The 16695-nt window shown below is 54.6% G+C and carries 16 protein-coding genes; 8 read left to right on the top strand and 8 right to left on the bottom strand.

Going from position 1 to position 16695, the window contains the following annotated elements:
* Positions 1–250: 250 nt before the first annotated feature.
* The 5 genes from hofQ to pilM are packed head-to-tail and all read right to left on the bottom strand — an operon-like array spanning position 251 to position 3739.
* Positions 251–1510, bottom strand: a complete 1260-nt coding sequence (gene hofQ, locus ACX9GT_RS01530; RefSeq protein WP_473189527.1) for a DNA uptake porin HofQ — start codon at positions 1508–1510, stop codon at positions 251–253.
* A 10-nt stretch (positions 1511–1520) separates the two neighbouring features.
* Complete coding sequence (locus tag ACX9GT_RS01525) at positions 1521–1865, bottom strand: hypothetical protein (protein WP_473189526.1); 345 nt, start codon at positions 1863–1865, stop codon at positions 1521–1523.
* The gene (locus ACX9GT_RS01520) at positions 1862–2368 is read right to left on the bottom strand and encodes a hypothetical protein (RefSeq protein ID WP_473189525.1); all 507 of its coding nucleotides are present in this window, start codon (positions 2366–2368) and stop codon (positions 1862–1864) included. Before ACX9GT_RS01520 ends, ACX9GT_RS01525 begins: the two co-directional genes overlap by 4 nt.
* Entirely contained in the window at positions 2361–2897 is a 537-nt protein-coding gene (locus ACX9GT_RS01515; protein ID WP_473189524.1) for a PilN domain-containing protein, read from the bottom strand. The genes ACX9GT_RS01520 and ACX9GT_RS01515 overlap by 8 nt, the downstream gene beginning before the upstream one ends.
* The gene (gene pilM, locus ACX9GT_RS01510; protein ID WP_473189523.1) at positions 2897–3739 is read right to left on the bottom strand and encodes a type IV pilus biogenesis protein PilM; all 843 of its coding nucleotides are present in this window, start codon (positions 3737–3739) and stop codon (positions 2897–2899) included. Before pilM ends, ACX9GT_RS01515 begins: the two co-directional genes overlap by 1 nt.
* Before the next feature lie 121 nt (positions 3740–3860).
* On the opposite strand from pilM, the gene mrcA reads away from it, so the two are divergent.
* The gene (gene mrcA, locus ACX9GT_RS01505) at positions 3861–6419 is read left to right on the top strand and encodes a peptidoglycan glycosyltransferase/peptidoglycan DD-transpeptidase MrcA (RefSeq protein ID WP_473189522.1); all 2559 of its coding nucleotides are present in this window, start codon (positions 3861–3863) and stop codon (positions 6417–6419) included.
* A gap of 58 nt (positions 6420–6477) precedes the next feature.
* Here the strand turns inward: mrcA and nudE are convergent, their stop codons facing one another.
* On the bottom strand, positions 6478–7032 hold the full coding sequence (gene nudE / locus ACX9GT_RS01500) for an ADP compounds hydrolase NudE (RefSeq protein ID WP_473189521.1): 555 nt from the start codon (positions 7030–7032) through the stop codon (positions 6478–6480).
* Between the two features lie 445 nt (positions 7033–7477).
* On the opposite strand from nudE, the gene ACX9GT_RS01495 reads away from it, so the two are divergent.
* The 7 genes from ACX9GT_RS01495 (at position 7478) to ACX9GT_RS01465 (ending at position 14447) form a co-directional block, all read left to right on the top strand.
* The gene (locus ACX9GT_RS01495) at positions 7478–9613 is read left to right on the top strand and encodes an intracellular growth attenuator family protein (RefSeq protein WP_473189520.1); all 2136 of its coding nucleotides are present in this window, start codon (positions 7478–7480) and stop codon (positions 9611–9613) included.
* Positions 9614–9706: 93 nt separating this feature from the next.
* Positions 9707–10387 (top strand): GMP/IMP nucleotidase, encoded by a 681-nt coding sequence (yrfG, locus tag ACX9GT_RS01490; RefSeq protein ID WP_473189519.1) that lies wholly within the window; start codon positions 9707–9709, stop codon positions 10385–10387.
* Entirely contained in the window at positions 10388–10795 is a 408-nt protein-coding gene (hslR, locus tag ACX9GT_RS01485) for a ribosome-associated heat shock protein Hsp15 (protein WP_473189518.1), read from the top strand.
* A 60-nt stretch (positions 10796–10855) separates the two neighbouring features.
* A complete protein-coding gene (gene hslO / locus ACX9GT_RS01480) occupies positions 10856–11734 on the top strand; it encodes an Hsp33 family molecular chaperone HslO (RefSeq protein ID WP_473189517.1) in 879 nt (292 codons plus the stop codon).
* A 197-nt stretch (positions 11735–11931) separates the two neighbouring features.
* Positions 11932–13551 carry a phosphoenolpyruvate carboxykinase (ATP) gene (gene pckA / locus ACX9GT_RS01475; RefSeq protein ID WP_473189516.1) on the top strand — a complete coding sequence of 540 codons (1620 nt, stop codon included), beginning with the start codon at positions 11932–11934 and terminating at the stop codon, positions 13549–13551.
* Between the two features lie 156 nt (positions 13552–13707).
* Positions 13708–13971 carry a FitA-like ribbon-helix-helix domain-containing protein gene (locus ACX9GT_RS01470; protein WP_473189515.1) on the top strand — a complete coding sequence of 88 codons (264 nt, stop codon included), beginning with the start codon at positions 13708–13710 and terminating at the stop codon, positions 13969–13971.
* Positions 13968–14447, top strand: coding sequence for a PIN domain-containing protein (locus ACX9GT_RS01465; RefSeq protein WP_473189514.1), 480 nt, complete (start codon positions 13968–13970; stop codon positions 14445–14447). Before ACX9GT_RS01470 ends, ACX9GT_RS01465 begins: the two co-directional genes overlap by 4 nt.
* A gap of 24 nt (positions 14448–14471) precedes the next feature.
* Here the strand turns inward: ACX9GT_RS01465 and envZ are convergent, their stop codons facing one another.
* Both envZ and ompR read right to left on the bottom strand, forming a co-directional pair.
* Positions 14472–15842 carry a two-component system sensor histidine kinase EnvZ gene (gene envZ, locus ACX9GT_RS01460; protein ID WP_473189513.1) on the bottom strand — a complete coding sequence of 457 codons (1371 nt, stop codon included), beginning with the start codon at positions 15840–15842 and terminating at the stop codon, positions 14472–14474.
* Positions 15839–16558 carry an osmolarity response regulator transcription factor OmpR gene (gene ompR, locus ACX9GT_RS01455; RefSeq protein ID WP_037402839.1) on the bottom strand — a complete coding sequence of 240 codons (720 nt, stop codon included), beginning with the start codon at positions 16556–16558 and terminating at the stop codon, positions 15839–15841. Before ompR ends, envZ begins: the two co-directional genes overlap by 4 nt.
* Positions 16559–16695: the final 137 nt, after the last annotated feature.

Here is a 16695-nt window from a genome sequence, read left to right as displayed (position 1 = left end):
CAGCCAGACAACAAGCGTAGACACCTCAGAGGCTTACCACGATAAGTGACTGGGGGATTACGTGCAGCCTACAACACTGTAGCTTGAAAGACGCCGGGTATAGCATTAACAAAAAAACCTCGGAGCCTAATTCGGTAACCCTTGTAAGCTAAATCGGCCGCAGCGTCAAACGCAGATGCCCCTAAGGCGAGAAAAAAAGTCTATCTGACCATTAACTTTCGCCTTTTCTGCTAGCCGCGGCCCCGGTAAATCAGACCTTGATCAGCGTTGGAGTAATAAATATCACCAGCTCACGCCTTTTATGCTGTTTGCTGCTGTGTTTGAACAACGATCCCAGCCATGGCACGTCCCCCACGCCTGGAACTTTGTTAGCGCCATTCACGTTCTGCTGCTGAAATATACCACCCAATACAATGGTTTCACCGTTTTTTACCGTCACTTGAGTTTTGATTTCCTGCTTGTCGATAGCCAACGCCTCCCCAGCCCCCTGTTTTATCGAACGGCCAGGCATGTTCTGGCTGATTTGCAGCGTTAACGTAATACGGCCATTGGGCAGGATTTTAGGGGTGACCTCCATCCCCAATACCGCCTCTTTAAACTCCACCGAGGTCGCACCACTGGTGCCGCTCGCAACCTCATAGGGGATTTCAGTGCCCTGTTTAATACTGGCCGTTTGCTGATGTGCCGTCAGCAGGCGTGGGCTGGCGATGATTTCCACCTCATTTTCCTGTTCCAGCGCCGACAGTTCCAGATCCAGAATACGCCCACTGATGCGCGCCAGATGAAAACCAGCCGCGACGGCGTTGTTCTCTACCGGCAAACCCACGCTGAAATTATCTATCCGCAGAGACTGCGGCGGTTTTTCATCCGCTAACAACCCCCAGCGCACACCAAGCTCACGCAGATTCTCGCTGCTGATGGTGACAATATGTGCCGCCAGTTGCACCTGCTCCAGCGGTGTATCCATATCCGCCACCCAGGCTTTCATCTGAGCAAGCGCCGGTGCGGTATCACGCAGTAATAACGCATTGGTACGCTTATCTACCACCACGCTGCCGCGTTCGGTCAGCAACTTGCCGCGCTGGCTATCCAGGCTCTGGGCAATCTCTCCGGCATCGGCATTTTGCAGCGAGATCGTCAGGTTCTCCAATGGCAGTTGTTGCGCCAGTGCCTGCTGCCGACGCTGTTGTTCCTGCTCGTCCGGCTCGGGGAAAACCAGCATCACATTACCATCGAGAGTCATCGTCAGTTTCCCTATGCGCAACACCACCGCCAGCGCCTGCCGCCAAGGGACATTATCCAAACGCAGCGTCAGATTGCCATCCACACCCTCGGCGGCAACCAGATTCAGTTGCTGATATTCCGCCAAGGCCTGTAAAACCAGGCTGACCGGCGTATCGTGAAACTCTAGAGAGATCGGTTTTTCCTGCTGCACTTCCTGCTGTACTTCCCCCATCACCATGAAGGGAAACGCCAGCAGCAGCGCCACAAGCCAGTGACATTTTTTCATTCCCATTTCCTTATGGTTTGCCCAACGTCAGAACAATGTTGCCCTTGGCTGGGGGGCAAACGCGCTCTGTGCCAACTTCACTGAACTCAAGCTGTCGCGCCTGGATTTGCGCCACCTGCCAAAGCCCATCCAGCAACGTTTGCTGTGGTTGCAACCTTAACCACTGCCCTTGCGGCGTCATCAGCCAGCCATGGCGCGAACCAGGTTCACCAATAGTGCCTTTTAGCTGCCAATTGGCCGGTGAAACGGCTGGCGCAATGCAGGGCGCTACCAAAGGCTGTTGGAACGGATCACGATCTTGTGCCGCCCAAACCGGGGTGGTGAGCATCAGCCACAGCCAATATCTTTTCCTCATTCACTTCTCCCTTCAGGTGCGAGCAAAATCAGTTGGGTAATCAACCCTTCCGCTTGCTTTTCGATCGCCATCTGGCCAATGCGCTGCGTGGGCGACAAACCTTCCAGCAAGCGCAGTAGCCCAGGGTAATCCACCTGTAACTTCACGATTTGCTGGGCGGGCTGCTCCTGTTGTTGCCAGCGCAGCAACACACCGCCCACCCGATAGAGCCTGCTGCCAAAGCTCTCCGGCTTTGTGGGTAACGCCAAGGTTTGCTCCTGCAAACGCCTTTCCAGCTCCTCCAGCGCCGGTAGGTGGGCCAGTTGTTGCTGGCGTTCGGTAATCTGTAATTCCAACTGCTGCTGTTGCGTACGCAACTGCTCCAGCTGTTGCCATTCGCCGTAGACCAGCAACGCGCTGGTCAGCAGTATCAGGCCGACCAAAAGCAGCCATTGAGCCACCAGCAACTGCCAGCCGGGCCGATTGAGCCAGGGTTTAATCCAATTCGGCAGCGGCTTATCCATCTTTCCCCCAGCGTGCCGTCAGGGTGAAAGCCAATATCCCGTTTTTATGCTGTGTCACCTCCGCCAAGCGATGACTTTCCAACAAAGGCGAGGCAGCCAAGCGCTGTTCAAACAGGGTAATCGCTGCGTACTGCCCGCTAAAACCGCGCAAAGAGATGCCCTGTGCATTCTCTTCCAGCGCCGTCAGCCATAGCTCATCAGGTATCACTGCCGAGAGTTGTTGTAGTAAATACAGGTAACGTCGGTTATGTATTTCATTCTGCTGGCGACGTGTCTCTTCAGCGGTTAACCGTGCCAGCGTTGCCATCACCTGCTGCGTCTGCTGGATCCGCCCAGCCAGCACTTGGTGCTGTTGCGTCAGCGTCTGCAAAGCGCTCTGCTGCTGTTCCTGTTGATAACGCAGCAGGAGGAAAGCCGTGGCTGGAAGGGCTAAGGCAACCAACAGCTGGATGCTGAACACTCGCAGCCAAAACCCGTAGCGTTGCCGTTGTGCCCTGAGGCGCCAAGGCAAAAGATTGACCTGATACATCAGCGATCCTCACGGCGTAAGGCAAGCCCAGCGGCCAGAACAAAAGCCATAGGCTGTGCTGGCAACGGAGGATGCAAATAGCTGAAGGCGGTGAAAGGTGACCAAGACACAACTCCGGCAGGCAAGGCTTCGTCTAAGACGCTGCTGTAATACACCGGTTGGTCGCCCAGATCCAGGCAGGCCATACGCATGGCTTCCAGCGCCTGTTGCGCGCTCTCGATCTCCCCAACAGGCATTACGCCGTAGGCAAATGGCGTACTGCGCGGAGCCACCCACAGCCACTCCTGTTCCAGACGATGCAACAGGCCCGCGTCGCGTGTCAGGCCTGCAAAAGCCGCCATGGCACACAAAACGCTGGGAGTAATATCAATAACCTGCGGCTGAAGATCGGCTTCTTGCAGGCAATGCAACCACTGCTGGAGTTCTTGTTGGCGAGCGGCGGTGAGCAGCAGTTGGTTGGTATTCGGCGGGGCGATACGGTAATCCATCGCCAAAGTCTGGCTGTCGAGCGGGAATTGTTTCAGCCCCTGGGTGGTGATGTAGTCATGGCGAATCGGTTCTCGCAAACGATAATCCGGTAACGGTAACCGGTGCTGTAAAACCCGTTGCGCAGGCAAAGCAATGCGTAAGGAAATATGTCTTGGTAACCGAATACGCCACTGCTTTAGCAGGGTGATCAACATTTCGGATTTCTCAATATAACCGTCGCGTAACACCGGCTGCGGCAGCGCCTGTTGCCACCAATGACGCAGTTGCCAACCGCTGCGGCGAGGCTGTGCCGCCAATGCCCTCACACAGTTGCTCTGTATATCCAGGCCTACCTGCCATGCTTGAGAGAACATATTTCACCCCGCCTCCGTATCGTCAAATGATAAAAGAACATATCCATGTCGCAGGCTTGCCTTTATACTACCGCGCGGTTGTTTATAAACTGCCCAAATGACATGAAATGGGAAATCTCAGGTGAAGTTCGTAAAGTATTTTCTAATCCTTGCAGTGTGTTGCATCTTGCTGGGAGCAGCCTCGATTTTTGGCTTGTACAAATATGTTGAGCCACAGCTGCCCGACGTCGCAACGCTGAAAGACGTGCGGCTACAAATCCCAATGCAGGTTTACAGTGCCGATGGCGAACTGATCGCTCAATTCGGTGAGAAACGTCGTATTCCGCTTAAGTTGGAACAAATTCCACCGGTGATGATGCATGCCTTCATCGCGACAGAAGACAGCCGTTTCTATGAACACCATGGTGTTGACCCGGTCGGTATCTTCCGTGCCGCGTCTGTCGCCCTGGTTTCTGGCCGAGCGTCACAAGGTGCCAGCACCATCACCCAACAGTTGGCAAGAAACTTCTTCTTGAGCCCGGAACGCACCCTGATGCGTAAGCTCAAAGAGGTTTTCCTGGCGATACGCATTGAACAGATGCTGTCCAAAGACGAAATTCTTGAGTTGTATCTGAACAAAATCTACTTGGGCTACCGCGCTTATGGCGTCGGGGCGGCCGCACAGGTTTACTTCGGCAAGGATGTCAGCCAGCTCAGCTTAAGCGAAATGGCCACCATCGCCGGTCTGCCTAAGGCACCGTCGACCTTCAACCCGCTGTACTCGCACGATCGTGCCGTTGCGCGCCGTAACGTGGTGCTGTCGCGTATGTTGGATGAAAATTACATCACGCAGGCGCAATACGATCAGGCCCGCAGTGAGGAACTGGTTGCCCACTACCATGCGCCGGAAATCAGCTTCTCTGCGCCCTATCTTGCGGAGATGGTGCGCCAGGAAATGATCGCCCGTTACGGTGAGAACGCCTATACCGACGGTTACAAGGTTTACACCACCATCACCAAGAAACTGCAGTTGGCAGCGCAGGAGGCGGTGCGTAACAACGTACTGGACTACGACATGCGCCACGGTTATCGCGGCCCGTCGAACGTGCTGTGGAAAGTGGGTGAAGCAGCTTGGGATCAGAAACAGATTGTTGATTCGCTGAAAAACCTGCCGAGCTACGGCCCGCTGGCGCCTGCGGTAATCACCCAGGCCGATGTCAACCAGGCCACCGCGATGTTGGCCGATGGCAGCAACATTGCGCTGACGATGTCCGGTATGCGCTGGGCACGCCCGTTCAAATCCGACACCCAGCAGGGCCCAACGCCGAAGCGCGTCACCGACGTGGTTCAGGCTGGCCAGCAGGTGTGGGTACGCAAAGTGAATGATAACTGGTGGCTGTCGCAGGTGCCGGATGTCAACTCGGCGCTGGTTTCTATCGATCCGAACAACGGTGCCGTCAAAGCGCTGGTCGGCGGTTTCGATTTTAACCAGAGCAAGTTCAATCGCGTAACTCAGGCGTTGCGTCAGGTCGGTTCCAACATCAAACCCTTCCTGTATACCGCCGCGATGGATAAAGGCCTGACGCTGGCGACCATCCTCAACGATCTGCCCATCACCCGCTGGGATGCCGGTGCCGGTACTGATTGGCGGCCGAAAAACTCACCGCCTACCTATGACGGCCCAATCCGTTTACGTCAGGGTTTGGGGCAATCGAAAAACGTGGTGATGGTACGTGCAATGCGCGCGATGGGCGTTGATTACGCGGCGGAATATTTGCAGCGTTTCGGCTTCCCGGCACAGAACATTGTGCATTCAGAATCGCTGGCGCTGGGTTCGGCCTCCTTCACTCCATTGCAGGTGGTGCGTGGTTACGCAGTGCTGGCCAATGGCGGTTATCTGGTTGATCCCTACTTCATTACCAAGATTGAAGACGACAGCGGCAAGGCCCTGTTTGAAACCAAGCCGAAAGTGGTGTGTGAAAGCTGCAATCTGCCGGTGATCTATGGCGATACCCAGCGTGCGGCCATGCTTTCTGATGATAACGTTGAGAACGTGGCGGTATCGCAGGAAAACAGCAACGCCAATGTGCCGATGCCACAATTGGAGCAGGTAACACCAACCCAGGTACAGCAGGATAACGATCAGCAGTATGCACCGCACGTAATCAGCACACCTCTGGCGTTCCTGATGCGCGATGCACTGAATAGCAACATCTTTGGTGAGCCAGGTTGGATGGGCACCGGCTGGCGTGCGGGGCGCGATCTGAAACGCCGTGATATCGGGGGTAAAACCGGGACTACCAACAGTTCAAAAGACGCCTGGTTCTCCGGTTATGGCCCGGATACCGTGACGTCGGTCTGGATCGGTTTCGACGATCATCGCCGCGATCTGGGGCGTGCAACCGCTTCTGGGGCGATTGAGGATCAGATCTCCGGCGGCGAAGGCGGTGCGAAGAGTGCGCAACCGGCGTGGGATGACTTTATGAAAGTGGCACTGGACGGCGTTCCAGAACAGAAAGTCACACCACCAGCGGGCGTTGTCAGCGTGACCATCGACAAGAGCACCGGCAAGCTGTCCAATGGCGGCGGTGGTAGCCGTTCCGAGTTCTTTATCGACGGTACCCAGCCGACAGGATTCTCGGTGCATGATGCCGGTACTACCTTGACGGATCCCGGCGGTGAAAGCCACGAGCTGTTCTAAACATGACAATGGCCAGAGCAATCTGGCCATTTTTTTAGCTGAAAGTTATCTGGAAATGTTAACGCGAGTGACGCAAAAAGGCTGCGGCCAGGAATAGCGCACTGACGTTACGGGCCTCACGGAAATCTGGCTCATCCAATAACGCCATCATGTTGGCAATTGGCCAACGCACCTGCACCAACGGCTCCGGTTCATCGCCTTCCAAGCTTTGCGGGTAAAGATCGTGCGCCAGCACGATATTCATCTGGCTGGAAAAATAAGAGGGGGCCATCGTCAGTTTGCTCAGGAAATCAAAGCGTTTCGCGCCAAAACCCACTTCTTCCATCAATTCACGATTGGCCGCTTCCAGCACCCCTTCACCGAGATCGATCAGGCCCTTCGGAAACCCTAACTCGTAAGATTCGGTGCCCACCGCATACTCGTGGATCAGCAGCAGATCGTCCCCCACCACCGGTACAATCATCACCGCTTCACGCTCCGAAGGCCGCATACGCTCGTACACCCGCCGGACACCATTACTGAACTCCAGATCGACCGACTCCACGTTGAATAAACGCGAGCGCGCGACCGTTTCTACTTTCAGAATTTTAGGTTTTTGCAGGTGTTTATGCATGATTGCCTCAAATGGGCTACCCGCTCAGAAAGCAGGCAACCAGGATAATGATGGGCGTGCTGCACCAAACTGGGGCGCACAAACTCGATCTTGATCACATTGTGCGTTAATGAGAACCCCTGTCGCAACGAACTTAAGCGTTAATTTACTTTTTTTTAACAAGCGTAGCCAGTACGAAGCCATTTTCCCAAAAAACCCACTAAAAACTGAATAATAAAATAGGATAAAGCCGATATCAGGTCCGTGGCATGGTTGCTATCATCATATAAGTTATGGGTTACAGGGTTCATCCCTGTGGTATGTCCATGATTCTGTATCCAAGTTGCCGCCTATCAGCAGCTTCAAACATGAAGGGTATACATATCCCTTGGAAGCTAACTCCGTATAATAGGCAGCAGATGATGAGTGAGGTTGGCAGGTTTCATGGGTTCACGATGAGGGCAGCATGAGCACAATAGCGTTAATATTGGTCTTGGTGCTAGCTTGCCTGATCGCTGCTGGCCTTTATTGCTGGTTTAAATTCCGCAAACAGCCTGTGTTGGCGCGCTCCCTACCGTTCATTAAACCAACGCACCGCAAACTGACTGCGGATGAACGTGCGGCTGTTGAATATTACTTCAATCAGCAGAACAGGCTGGGTAACAAATTTTTGCCCGCCTCCCCGGCGCTGCCTTCCGTCAGGCTGGCACTCATACCACAGAGCGACAAGGTTTACCCCATCACCCATGCCATTACCCGCTATGGCTTGGCTAACGATGAACCCAATAACTACCGCTATTATCTCGATTCCGAAGAAATACATCTGCCGCCATTCTGGGAACAATACATCAGCGCCGATAATCATGTGGAAGTGATCCGAACCCAGACGCTGCCACTGGTTATCTCACTCAATGGCCATTCGCTGCTCGATCATATTCACGAGCGCCCACAACCGCCAGTAGTGACGACTGCGATGCCAGTAAAGAACGCCTCTATCCGCCAGGAAGAGAGTGAACATATTGAACTGGTCAATATCCGTAAGGAAACCCCTCAGGAACATGCGCTGAATCGCCCGAACGGTATCAAGGAAGCGGCCACCATTTCCGCCGCCCTGTTGCTGCTGTTCTTCAGCCTGATCAGCCCGGTGATGGTCATCCCCTGGATGATCTTTGTTGCGGTATTGATGATCATCTGGGGCTGCTGGAACCTGCTGCGCCACCCGACCGAAAGTGAACTGAAAGAAGTCCACTGCCTGCGCGGCACGCCAAAACGCTGGGGGTTGTTCGACGAAACCGATCAGGGGCAGCTCAGCAATATCTCGCTGGGGGTGATCGATTTGACTTACCCGCCACACTGGCAGCCTTACCTCACGTCCGATCTGGGCAAAGTCACCAATGTGGATATCTACCTCAACCGGCAAGTGGTGCGCCAAGGGCGTTATCTCTCCCTGCACGATGAGGTGAAAAATTTCCCTTTGCAGCCATGGGGGAAGCACGCCGTGCTGGCCGCCAGTGCCTTAGTAACGATGCTGTTGCTACTGACCTACGTACCGCTCAGCCTGCCGGTCAAACTGAGCAGCGCGTGGCTACAGGGCGCACAGAAAACCGATGTCACCAGCGTACAGGCGCTGGAGGCCACCCCATTGCGCATTGGTGATACCCTGAAAATCCAGGGCTACGGCATGTGTTATGTGCCATCAGGCAACGGGAGTGCTGCGCAGCCCGGCTTTATGCCTTTCGATTGCTCTGGAGTCTACTGGAACAATGCCGCCCCGTTGCCACAGCCGGAGTCGGAGGTGATCGACAAGGCCTCCGCCCTGCTGGCCACGATTAACCGACAGTTACACCCCAGCGGAGCTGATCAGAAACTGAACCCGCAACTGGCCAGTGCCATTGAGAAATCCGGTATGATCCTGTTGGATGATTTCTCGGATATCGTGCTGAAAACCCAGGATCTCTGCGACATGGAAAACGACTGTGTCCGGCTGAAAAACGCCCTGGTCAATCTGGGGAACGCCAAAAACTGGGCCAGCCTGGTGAAACGCGCCAAATCAGGCACTCTTCAGGGCGTTAACGTCCTGCTGCGGCCAGTCAGTGCAGAATCGCTGGAAAGCCTGAGCAACGCAGCCACCTCGTCGTTTGTCACTAATGAAACCCGCCAGGCCGCTGCCGCACTCAACAGCCCACCACCGGGTGGCTTTCTGATCACCAGCGATGAAGGCAAACAACTGGTCGATCATCCGCTGCCCACTCAACCACTGAACGAATACAATGCGCTCGACCAGTGGAGCGAACTGCAACGTCTCTCCAGCCTGCTACTGCATACGCCGTTCCGCGCTCAGGGGGTCATCACCAATATCTCTGTTGATGCCAATGGCACCCGCCATATCGCCTTACACAGCGAACCCGATATGATCACCCTGTGGCGTTACCTTGGCACCAGCCTGTTACTGCTGGCGCTGGTGGCCAGCCTTGGCTATAACACCTGGCGGCTGGTACAGCGCTGGCGCAAAAATCAGCATCGTCTTGCTGACATCCAGCGCTACTATGAAAGCTGCTTCAACCCTCAGCTCACTCCGGTTGCCATACGCCCGGTGGTTTAGGCTGTATCCCACCATTACGCGTGCACTCCCCAGACTCTGCTTATGCTACGCTAACACTATTGGCCGCCACTGGCCTGCCTATGGAGTTTTTTCATGGTTCCTGAATTCGACTGGCGCGATATTGATACCGTGCTGCTGGATATGGACGGTACTCTGATCGATCTGGAGTTCGACAGCCATTTCTGGCTAACGCTAGTTCCGCAAGCGCTGAGTGAACAGCGCGCCATCCCGTTTGATGACGCCCGTAAAATCATTCATGCCGAATATCTCGCCGTGCAGCACACCATGAATTGGTATTGCTTTGATTACTGGAGCCATCGGCTGGAGCTGGATATCTACCGCATGACCAGCGAAGTGGGTAGCCGCGCGCGGTTGCGTGAAGATACCGAGCCGTTTCTACAGGCTTTGCGCCATGCAGGCCGCAGGACCATTCTGCTGACCAATGCGCATCCGCATAGCCTGGCGGTAAAAATTGAGCACACCGGGTTGGATCAGCACCTTGATTTATTGCTTTCTACCCACACATTTGGTTATCCAAAAGAAGATCAGCGCCTGTGGCAGGCGGTGCAGCAGCAAACCGGTTTTGATCCACAGCGTACGCTGTTTGTTGATGACAATGAGCCCATTCTGGATGCTGCCCAAACCTTTGGTATCCGCCACTGTCTGGGGGTGCAAAACCCGGACTCCAGCATGGTGAGTAAAACTTTCCAGCGTTATCCATCAATGAGCGACTATCGCCAGTTGATACCGGCGCTGCAACAGGGGGAGCAATGAATGAAAGCCAAGGCAACGCAGGATGATGCTGCCGTCCGTCTGGACAAATGGCTGTGGGCGGCACGTTTTTATAAAACCCGTGCGATGGCGCGCGAAATGATCGACGGCGGTAAGGTGCATTACAATGGGCAGCGCGGCAAGCCGAGCAAAATCGTTGAGATTAATGCCGAGATCAAACTGCGCCAGGGCAATGAAGAACGTACCGTGGTGGTACTGGCCGTCACCGGCCAGCGGCGAGGAGCCAGCGAGGCCCAACAGATCTATCAGGAAACCGAGGTCAGCATCGCCAACCGCGAAAAAGTGGCGCTGGCCCGCAAGATGAACTCACTGACCATGCCGCATCCAGATCGCCGTCCAGACAAAAAAGAGCGGCGTGATTTGATTAAATTCAAGAGCCAGCCCCAGTAGGGCTGCACATAAGATAGCCTGGTGAGCCGGAATCATCCCTCACTTTAATGAGAGAAAACTATGTCCAACCATGACCAATTACACCGTTACCTGTTCGAAAACTACGCGGTGCGCGGTGAGCTGGTTACCGTCAATGAAACCTATCAGCAGATTCTGACCAATCATGACTACCCGGCACCGGTACAACAACTGCTCGGTGAACTGCTGGTTGCCACCAGTCTGCTGACTGCCACGCTGAAATTCGACGGTGACATCACCGTGCAGCTACAGGGTGACGGCCCGCTCAAGCTGGCCGTTATCAACGGTAACAACCGCCAGGAAATGCGCGGCGTAGCCCGTGTAGAAGGCCCGATCGTTGAAGGCAACACGCTGCATCAGATGCTCGGCAACGGTATTATGGTGATCACCATCAGCCCGACCGAAGGCGAGCGCTATCAGGGCGTCGTCGGGTTGGAAGGTGAAACCCTGGCAGCCTGCCTGGAAGGTTATTTCCGCCAGTCTGAGCAGTTACCGACCCGCTTGTTTATCCGTACCGGCGAATCGGCAGGTAAGCCCGTGGCGAGCGGCATGCTGCTGCAAGTGCTACCGGCACAGGACGGCAGTGCCGATGACTTCGATCACCTGGTACAACTGACCGCCACCATCAAGAATGAAGAGTTGTTCAACCTGCCAGCCAACGAAGTGCTCTATCGCCTGTATCACCAGGAAGAAGTGACGCTCTACGAACCGCAGGATGTCACCTTCCGCTGTACCTGTTCGCGCCAGCGCTGTGCTGATGCGCTGATCACGCTGCCAGCGGAGGAAGTGACCAATATGCTGGAGCAGGACGGTAACATCGACATGCATTGCGACTATTGTGGCAACCATTACCTGTTCGATGCCGTGGACATTGCCGCACTTTATAGTGGTAATACCGACAGCAGCCCACAGTTACACTAAGTTGCACCACGCTCTGGCGAGCGCGTTCTGGCGCTCGCCAAGCTTCACCGTTTGCACGCTTGCTTTTTTCCGTGTGCTATATCTCATAACGTAGCTAAAAAACGTTTAAAACGTTAAATATTTGATAGCTATCGCGGTTACTCCCTGCTGAATCCCTACAATTGTTGCCAGAAATTCTGTGATCAAGGAGCAGTGACATGCGTGTTAAAGGTATAACCCACCAGGATCTTGCCGCTTATGGTATTCATAACGCTGGTGAAATCGTTCACAATCCGAGTTATGAATTACTGTTTAAGGAAGAAACCGATCCTTCACTGAAAGGATTTGAGCGTGGCGTCGTAACCAGCCTGGGAGCCGTTGCCGTTGATACCGGCATCTTCACCGGCCGTTCTCCAAAAGATAAATACATCGTCCGCGACGATATCACCCGGAACACCGTCTGGTGGGCCGATCAGGGTAAAGGCAAGAACGATAACAAACCTCTCAGCCCCGAAGTCTGGGCAGACCTGAAACAGCTGGTCACCGAGCAACTCTCTGGCAAACGCCTGTTTGTGGTTGATACCTTCTGTGGTGCCAACGCAGATTCCCGTCTGAAAGTCCGCTTCATCACCGAAGTCGCCTGGCAGGCACACTTTGTGAAAAACATGTTCATCCGCCCAAGCGAAGAAGAGTTGCAGGATTTCGAGCCTGACTTTGTGGTGATGAACGGTGCCAAATGCACCAACCCGAACTGGCAGCAACAGGGGCTGAACTCGGAAAACTTCGTGGCGTTCAACCTGACCGAACGTATGCAGTTGATCGGCGGTACCTGGTACGGCGGCGAAATGAAGAAAGGGATGTTCTCGATGATGAACTACCTGCTGCCGCTAAAAGGCATTGCCTCTATGCACTGCTCGGCCAACGTGGGCGAGAAAGGCGATGTGGCAGTATTCTTTGGTCTGTCCGGCACCGGTAAAACCACGCTCTCTACCGATCCGAAACGCCAGTTGATCGGCGATGACGAACACGGCTGGGACGACGATGGGGTGTTCAACTTCGAAGGTGGCTGCTACGCCAAAACCATCAAGCTTTCCGAAGAGGCTGAGCCGGATATCTATCACGCCATCAAGCGCGATGCGCTGCTGGAAAACGTCACCGTACTGGCCGATGGCACCGTGGATTTCAACGACGGTTCGAAAACCGAGAACACCCGCGTTTCCTATCCGATCTACCATATCCACAACATCGTTAAGCCGGTTTCAAAAGCGGGCCATGCCACCAAGGTGATCTTCCTGACCGCCGATGCCTTTGGCGTACTGCCACCGGTATCACGTCTGACGGCCAACCAGACCCAGTACCACTTCTTGTCCGGTTTCACCGCGAAGCTGGCCGGTACCGAGCGCGGTGTTACCGAGCCAACGCCGACCTTCTCCGCCTGCTTTGGTGCCGCCTTCCTGTCGCTGCACCCAACCCAATACGCCGAAGTCTTGGTTAAACGCATGCAGGCGGCCGGGGCGCAGGCTTATTTGGTGAATACCGGTTGGAACGGCACGGGTAAACGTATCTCGATCAAAGATACCCGCGGCATTATCGACGCCATCCTGAACGGTGAGATCGATAAAGCAGAAACCATCACGCTGCCGATTTTCGATCTGGCGATGCCTACCGCCTTACCGGGCGTTGATCCGGCGATCCTCGACCCACGCGCCACCTACGCCAAGGTAGAGCAATGGGAAGAAAAAGCGCACGACCTGGCGAATCGCTTTATCACCAACTTCGATAAATATACCGATACACCGGCTGGCGCAGCACTGGTCAGTGTAGGGCCGAAGCTGTAATACCCTCTTGTAGGGGGTGTTGTCTCGATGTTTAGCCCCCTACACTTTCTACCTTAAGGCGCGATTTCGCGCCTTTTTTCATTTCAGTAGCTTGTTTTTTAATCAGCCCGATAGGATAATCATGCAATGCAATCATTGCTAGCAAAGGGGGGATCAATGGCTACCATAACCGTCAGGAATCTGGATGATGAAATAAAAGAATTGCTGCGTATCTCAGCGGCTAAAAATGGCCATTCCATGGAGGAGGAAGCACGCATGATTTTAAAACAGGCACTGGTGAAAAAACCACCGCGCTATGGGTTGGGAACGCGCCTACAGCAGCATTTTGCTGAATTCGGCGGCGTTGAACTGGAAATCCCACCGCGCGATGCAACACCGCCACGCATTATTAATTTTGACGATGATGATGACCAAGCATGATCATTCTCGATACCAATGTCGTTTCAGAGTTACTGCGCCCAGCCCCTCATTACACCGTTTTGAGGTGGCTGGATGAGCAGGACACTTATCAATTTTATTTAAGTGCGATCGTAGTTGCAGAACTCTATACCGGTATCACCTGTATGCCCGCAGGGAAAAGGCAGCTCGAACTGCGGAACCGTTTAGATGTGATGCTACAGGAAGAGTTTCCTGAGAGGATTTTACCTTTTGACGTTGACTGCGCCATACAACATGCAGAACTAATGGGTGCCAATCGCCGTCGCGGTACTCTTGTCAGCATGGCAGACAATCAAATCGCCGCAACTTGCCTGCATTATGGTGCCGCATTGGCAACGCGTAACACCAAGGATTTCATTCATAGTGGTGTTACCCTTATCGACCCTTGGCAGGCCACCACCGGCAGGCGTTTGCATGAAGATGCAGCAGAATATTACGTGATGAGCAGAAAGCCCTGACCGAGCCGCGGCCCGGTCAGGAAGCTATGCCGTGTCTTTCACCGTTTGATGGCCGTTGGCCGATTCTCTCTTTTCCATCGGCAGCGGAATATAGGCGCGGATGCGCAACCCACCGCGTTCACTGGTGCCGATATCCAACACCCCAGCATGAGCATCAATAATGCGTTGCACAATCGCCAACCCTAGCCCGGTGCCGCTGGTGCTGCGCGCGCTATCGCCGCGCACAAAGGGTTGGAACAGGTGTTTGAGCTCTTCCGGCTTGATCCCTGGACCGTCGTCTTCCACCTGGAACCAGCCGCGCTGCAACTCGCGCCCGCTGCTGACCTTGATCCAGCCATTGCCATAGCGGGCAGCATTCACCACCATGTTGGCCGCCGCGCGCTTGATTGATAACGGATGCACATTCATCATTAATTCGCCCGGTAGGATGTCCGTTTCAATGACCCGCTCATAACCACTTTCTGCCGCTACCACTTCGCCCAGAATGGCGTTCAGATCGCTAATCTCGGTCTGCATTTCCTGGCCAGTGCGCAGGTAATCAATAAACTGCTCGATGATGGCATTACACTCTTCGATATCTTTATTGATCGACTCCGCCAGATAGCCATCTTCGGTGCTCATCATTTCGGTCGCCAGCCGGATACGCGTCAACGGCGTGCGCAGATCGTGACTCACCCCGGCCATCAGCAGCGTACGATCGTCGGCAAGTTGCTTCACGCCAGCCGCCATCTGGTTAAAGGCCCGGGTCACGGAACGCACCTCAGAGGCACCATATTCGCGCAACGGCGGCGGAATAATCCCTTTTCCCACCTGCAAAGCCGCGTGTTCAAGCTCAACCAGGGGGCGATTCTGGATACGGATAAACAGCCAGGCACCGCCAATCGCCAGCAGCATGATCGCCAAGGTGTAACGGAACAGCGGTGAGAAATCACCCTGATGAATTTCGGTCAGCGGAACGCGCACCCAGATGTCCGGTTGCAGCCAGGTTTTCAGCCAAACCACCGGCGAGTTTTTGTTCACCTCAACGCGGACGTCAGTCGGCCCACCCAGTTGCTGCGCCATCTGCTGGCTGAGGAATTGATAGTGCTGCGCCCAGCGCAAGCCACTCTCCTCCGCCGCAGCGTTGGTATACAGGGAAATACCCAGCTCACGGTAGATTTCACGGCGGAACGCCGGTGGCACTTCCAGCAGCGTGCCATCCTCCAGTTGCAGCCGATCGGTCATCAGCATACGGACTTCATAGGCCAAAACCTTGTTGAACTGCTGCAAACTTGGCAGGATGGCGAAGTTGAGCACCACCAGATAGGTCGTCACCAGGCTGACGAACAGCAAGGTGACAATCAACAGTAAAGTTCTGGCAAACGAGCTACGCGGTGAAAAGCGCAATCGCTTCATGCCTTAGTGCCGTCCGGCACGAAGACGTAACCCAGGCCCCAAACGGTCTGAATATAACGAGGATGGGCCGGATCTTCCTCGACCATGCGGCGCAGGCGAGAAATTTGCACGTCGATGGAGCGCTCCATCGCGCTGTATTCGCGGCCACGAGCCAGGTTCATCAGCTTATCGCGTGATAACGGTTCGCGCGGATGGCTGACCAACGCCTTCAACACCGCAAACTCACCGCTGGTGAGCGGCATAGGTTCATCTTCGCGGAACATTTCGCGCGTGCCCAGGTTCAGTTTGAATTTGCCGAAGGCGATCACCGCTTCTTCTTGCGAAGGCGCACCAGGCAGTTCATTGGCCTGACGGCGCAGCACCGCACGAATACGGGCCAACAGTTCACGCGGGTTGAACGGTTTAGGAATGTAGTCATCGGCACCGATTTCAAGCCCGACAATGCGATCCACTTCTTCACCCTTGGCGGTGACCATGATGATCGGCATCGGGTTGCTTTGGCTGCGCAAGCGGCGGCAGATAGAAAGCCCGTCTTCACCCGGCAGCATCAGATCCAACACCATCAGATGGAAAGATTCGCGCGTCAGCAAGCGATCCATTTGCTCAGCGTTGGCCACGCTACGAACCTGAAAGCCCTGCTCCGTTAAATAACGTTCTAAAAGCGCACGCAGGCGCATGTCGTCATCGACGACCAGAATCTTATGATTTTCTTGCATTGTGTTACTCCCAAAGGCTGTATTGCCTGATTCTAGGCTGTGGCCGGCACAGATGTGTAAGCACTGCTGGCGACGGTTTGGCAACAGCCTTGTATTGTTAAAAAACCCCGTCATTACTGACAGCATTTAATGGTATA

Source organism: Serratia sp. YWN4, assembly GCF_055790845.1.
Note: the sequence above shows the minus strand (reverse complement) of the source record. Positions and strands in the feature narration are given on the sequence as shown.

Excerpts from the sequence above, each read along its gene's own strand:
- hofQ (WP_473189527.1), bottom strand. The coding sequence starts at position 1,510 with ATGAAAAAATGTCACTGGCTTGTGGCGCTGCTGCTGGCGTTTCCCTTC.
- ACX9GT_RS01525 (WP_473189526.1), bottom strand. The coding sequence starts at position 1,865 with ATGAGGAAAAGATATTGGCTGTGGCTGATGCTCACCACCCCGGTTTGG.
- ACX9GT_RS01520 (WP_473189525.1), bottom strand. The coding sequence starts at position 2,368 with ATGGATAAGCCGCTGCCGAATTGGATTAAACCCTGGCTCAATCGGCCC.
- ACX9GT_RS01515 (WP_473189524.1), bottom strand. The coding sequence starts at position 2,897 with ATGTATCAGGTCAATCTTTTGCCTTGGCGCCTCAGGGCACAACGGCAA.
- pilM (WP_473189523.1), bottom strand. The coding sequence starts at position 3,739 with ATGTTCTCTCAAGCATGGCAGGTAGGCCTGGATATACAGAGCAACTGT.
- nudE (WP_473189521.1), bottom strand. The coding sequence starts at position 7,032 with ATGCATAAACACCTGCAAAAACCTAAAATTCTGAAAGTAGAAACGGTC.
- ACX9GT_RS01495 (WP_473189520.1), top strand. The coding sequence starts at position 7,478 with ATGAGCACAATAGCGTTAATATTGGTCTTGGTGCTAGCTTGCCTGATC.
- yrfG (WP_473189519.1), top strand. The coding sequence starts at position 9,707 with ATGGTTCCTGAATTCGACTGGCGCGATATTGATACCGTGCTGCTGGAT.
- hslR (WP_473189518.1), top strand. The coding sequence starts at position 10,388 with ATGAAAGCCAAGGCAACGCAGGATGATGCTGCCGTCCGTCTGGACAAA.
- hslO (WP_473189517.1), top strand. The coding sequence starts at position 10,856 with ATGTCCAACCATGACCAATTACACCGTTACCTGTTCGAAAACTACGCG.
- pckA (WP_473189516.1), top strand. The coding sequence starts at position 11,932 with ATGCGTGTTAAAGGTATAACCCACCAGGATCTTGCCGCTTATGGTATT.
- ACX9GT_RS01470 (WP_473189515.1), top strand. The coding sequence starts at position 13,708 with ATGGCTACCATAACCGTCAGGAATCTGGATGATGAAATAAAAGAATTG.
- ACX9GT_RS01465 (WP_473189514.1), top strand. The coding sequence starts at position 13,968 with ATGATCATTCTCGATACCAATGTCGTTTCAGAGTTACTGCGCCCAGCC.
- envZ (WP_473189513.1), bottom strand. The coding sequence starts at position 15,842 with ATGAAGCGATTGCGCTTTTCACCGCGTAGCTCGTTTGCCAGAACTTTA.
- ompR (WP_037402839.1), bottom strand. The coding sequence starts at position 16,558 with ATGCAAGAAAATCATAAGATTCTGGTCGTCGATGACGACATGCGCCTG.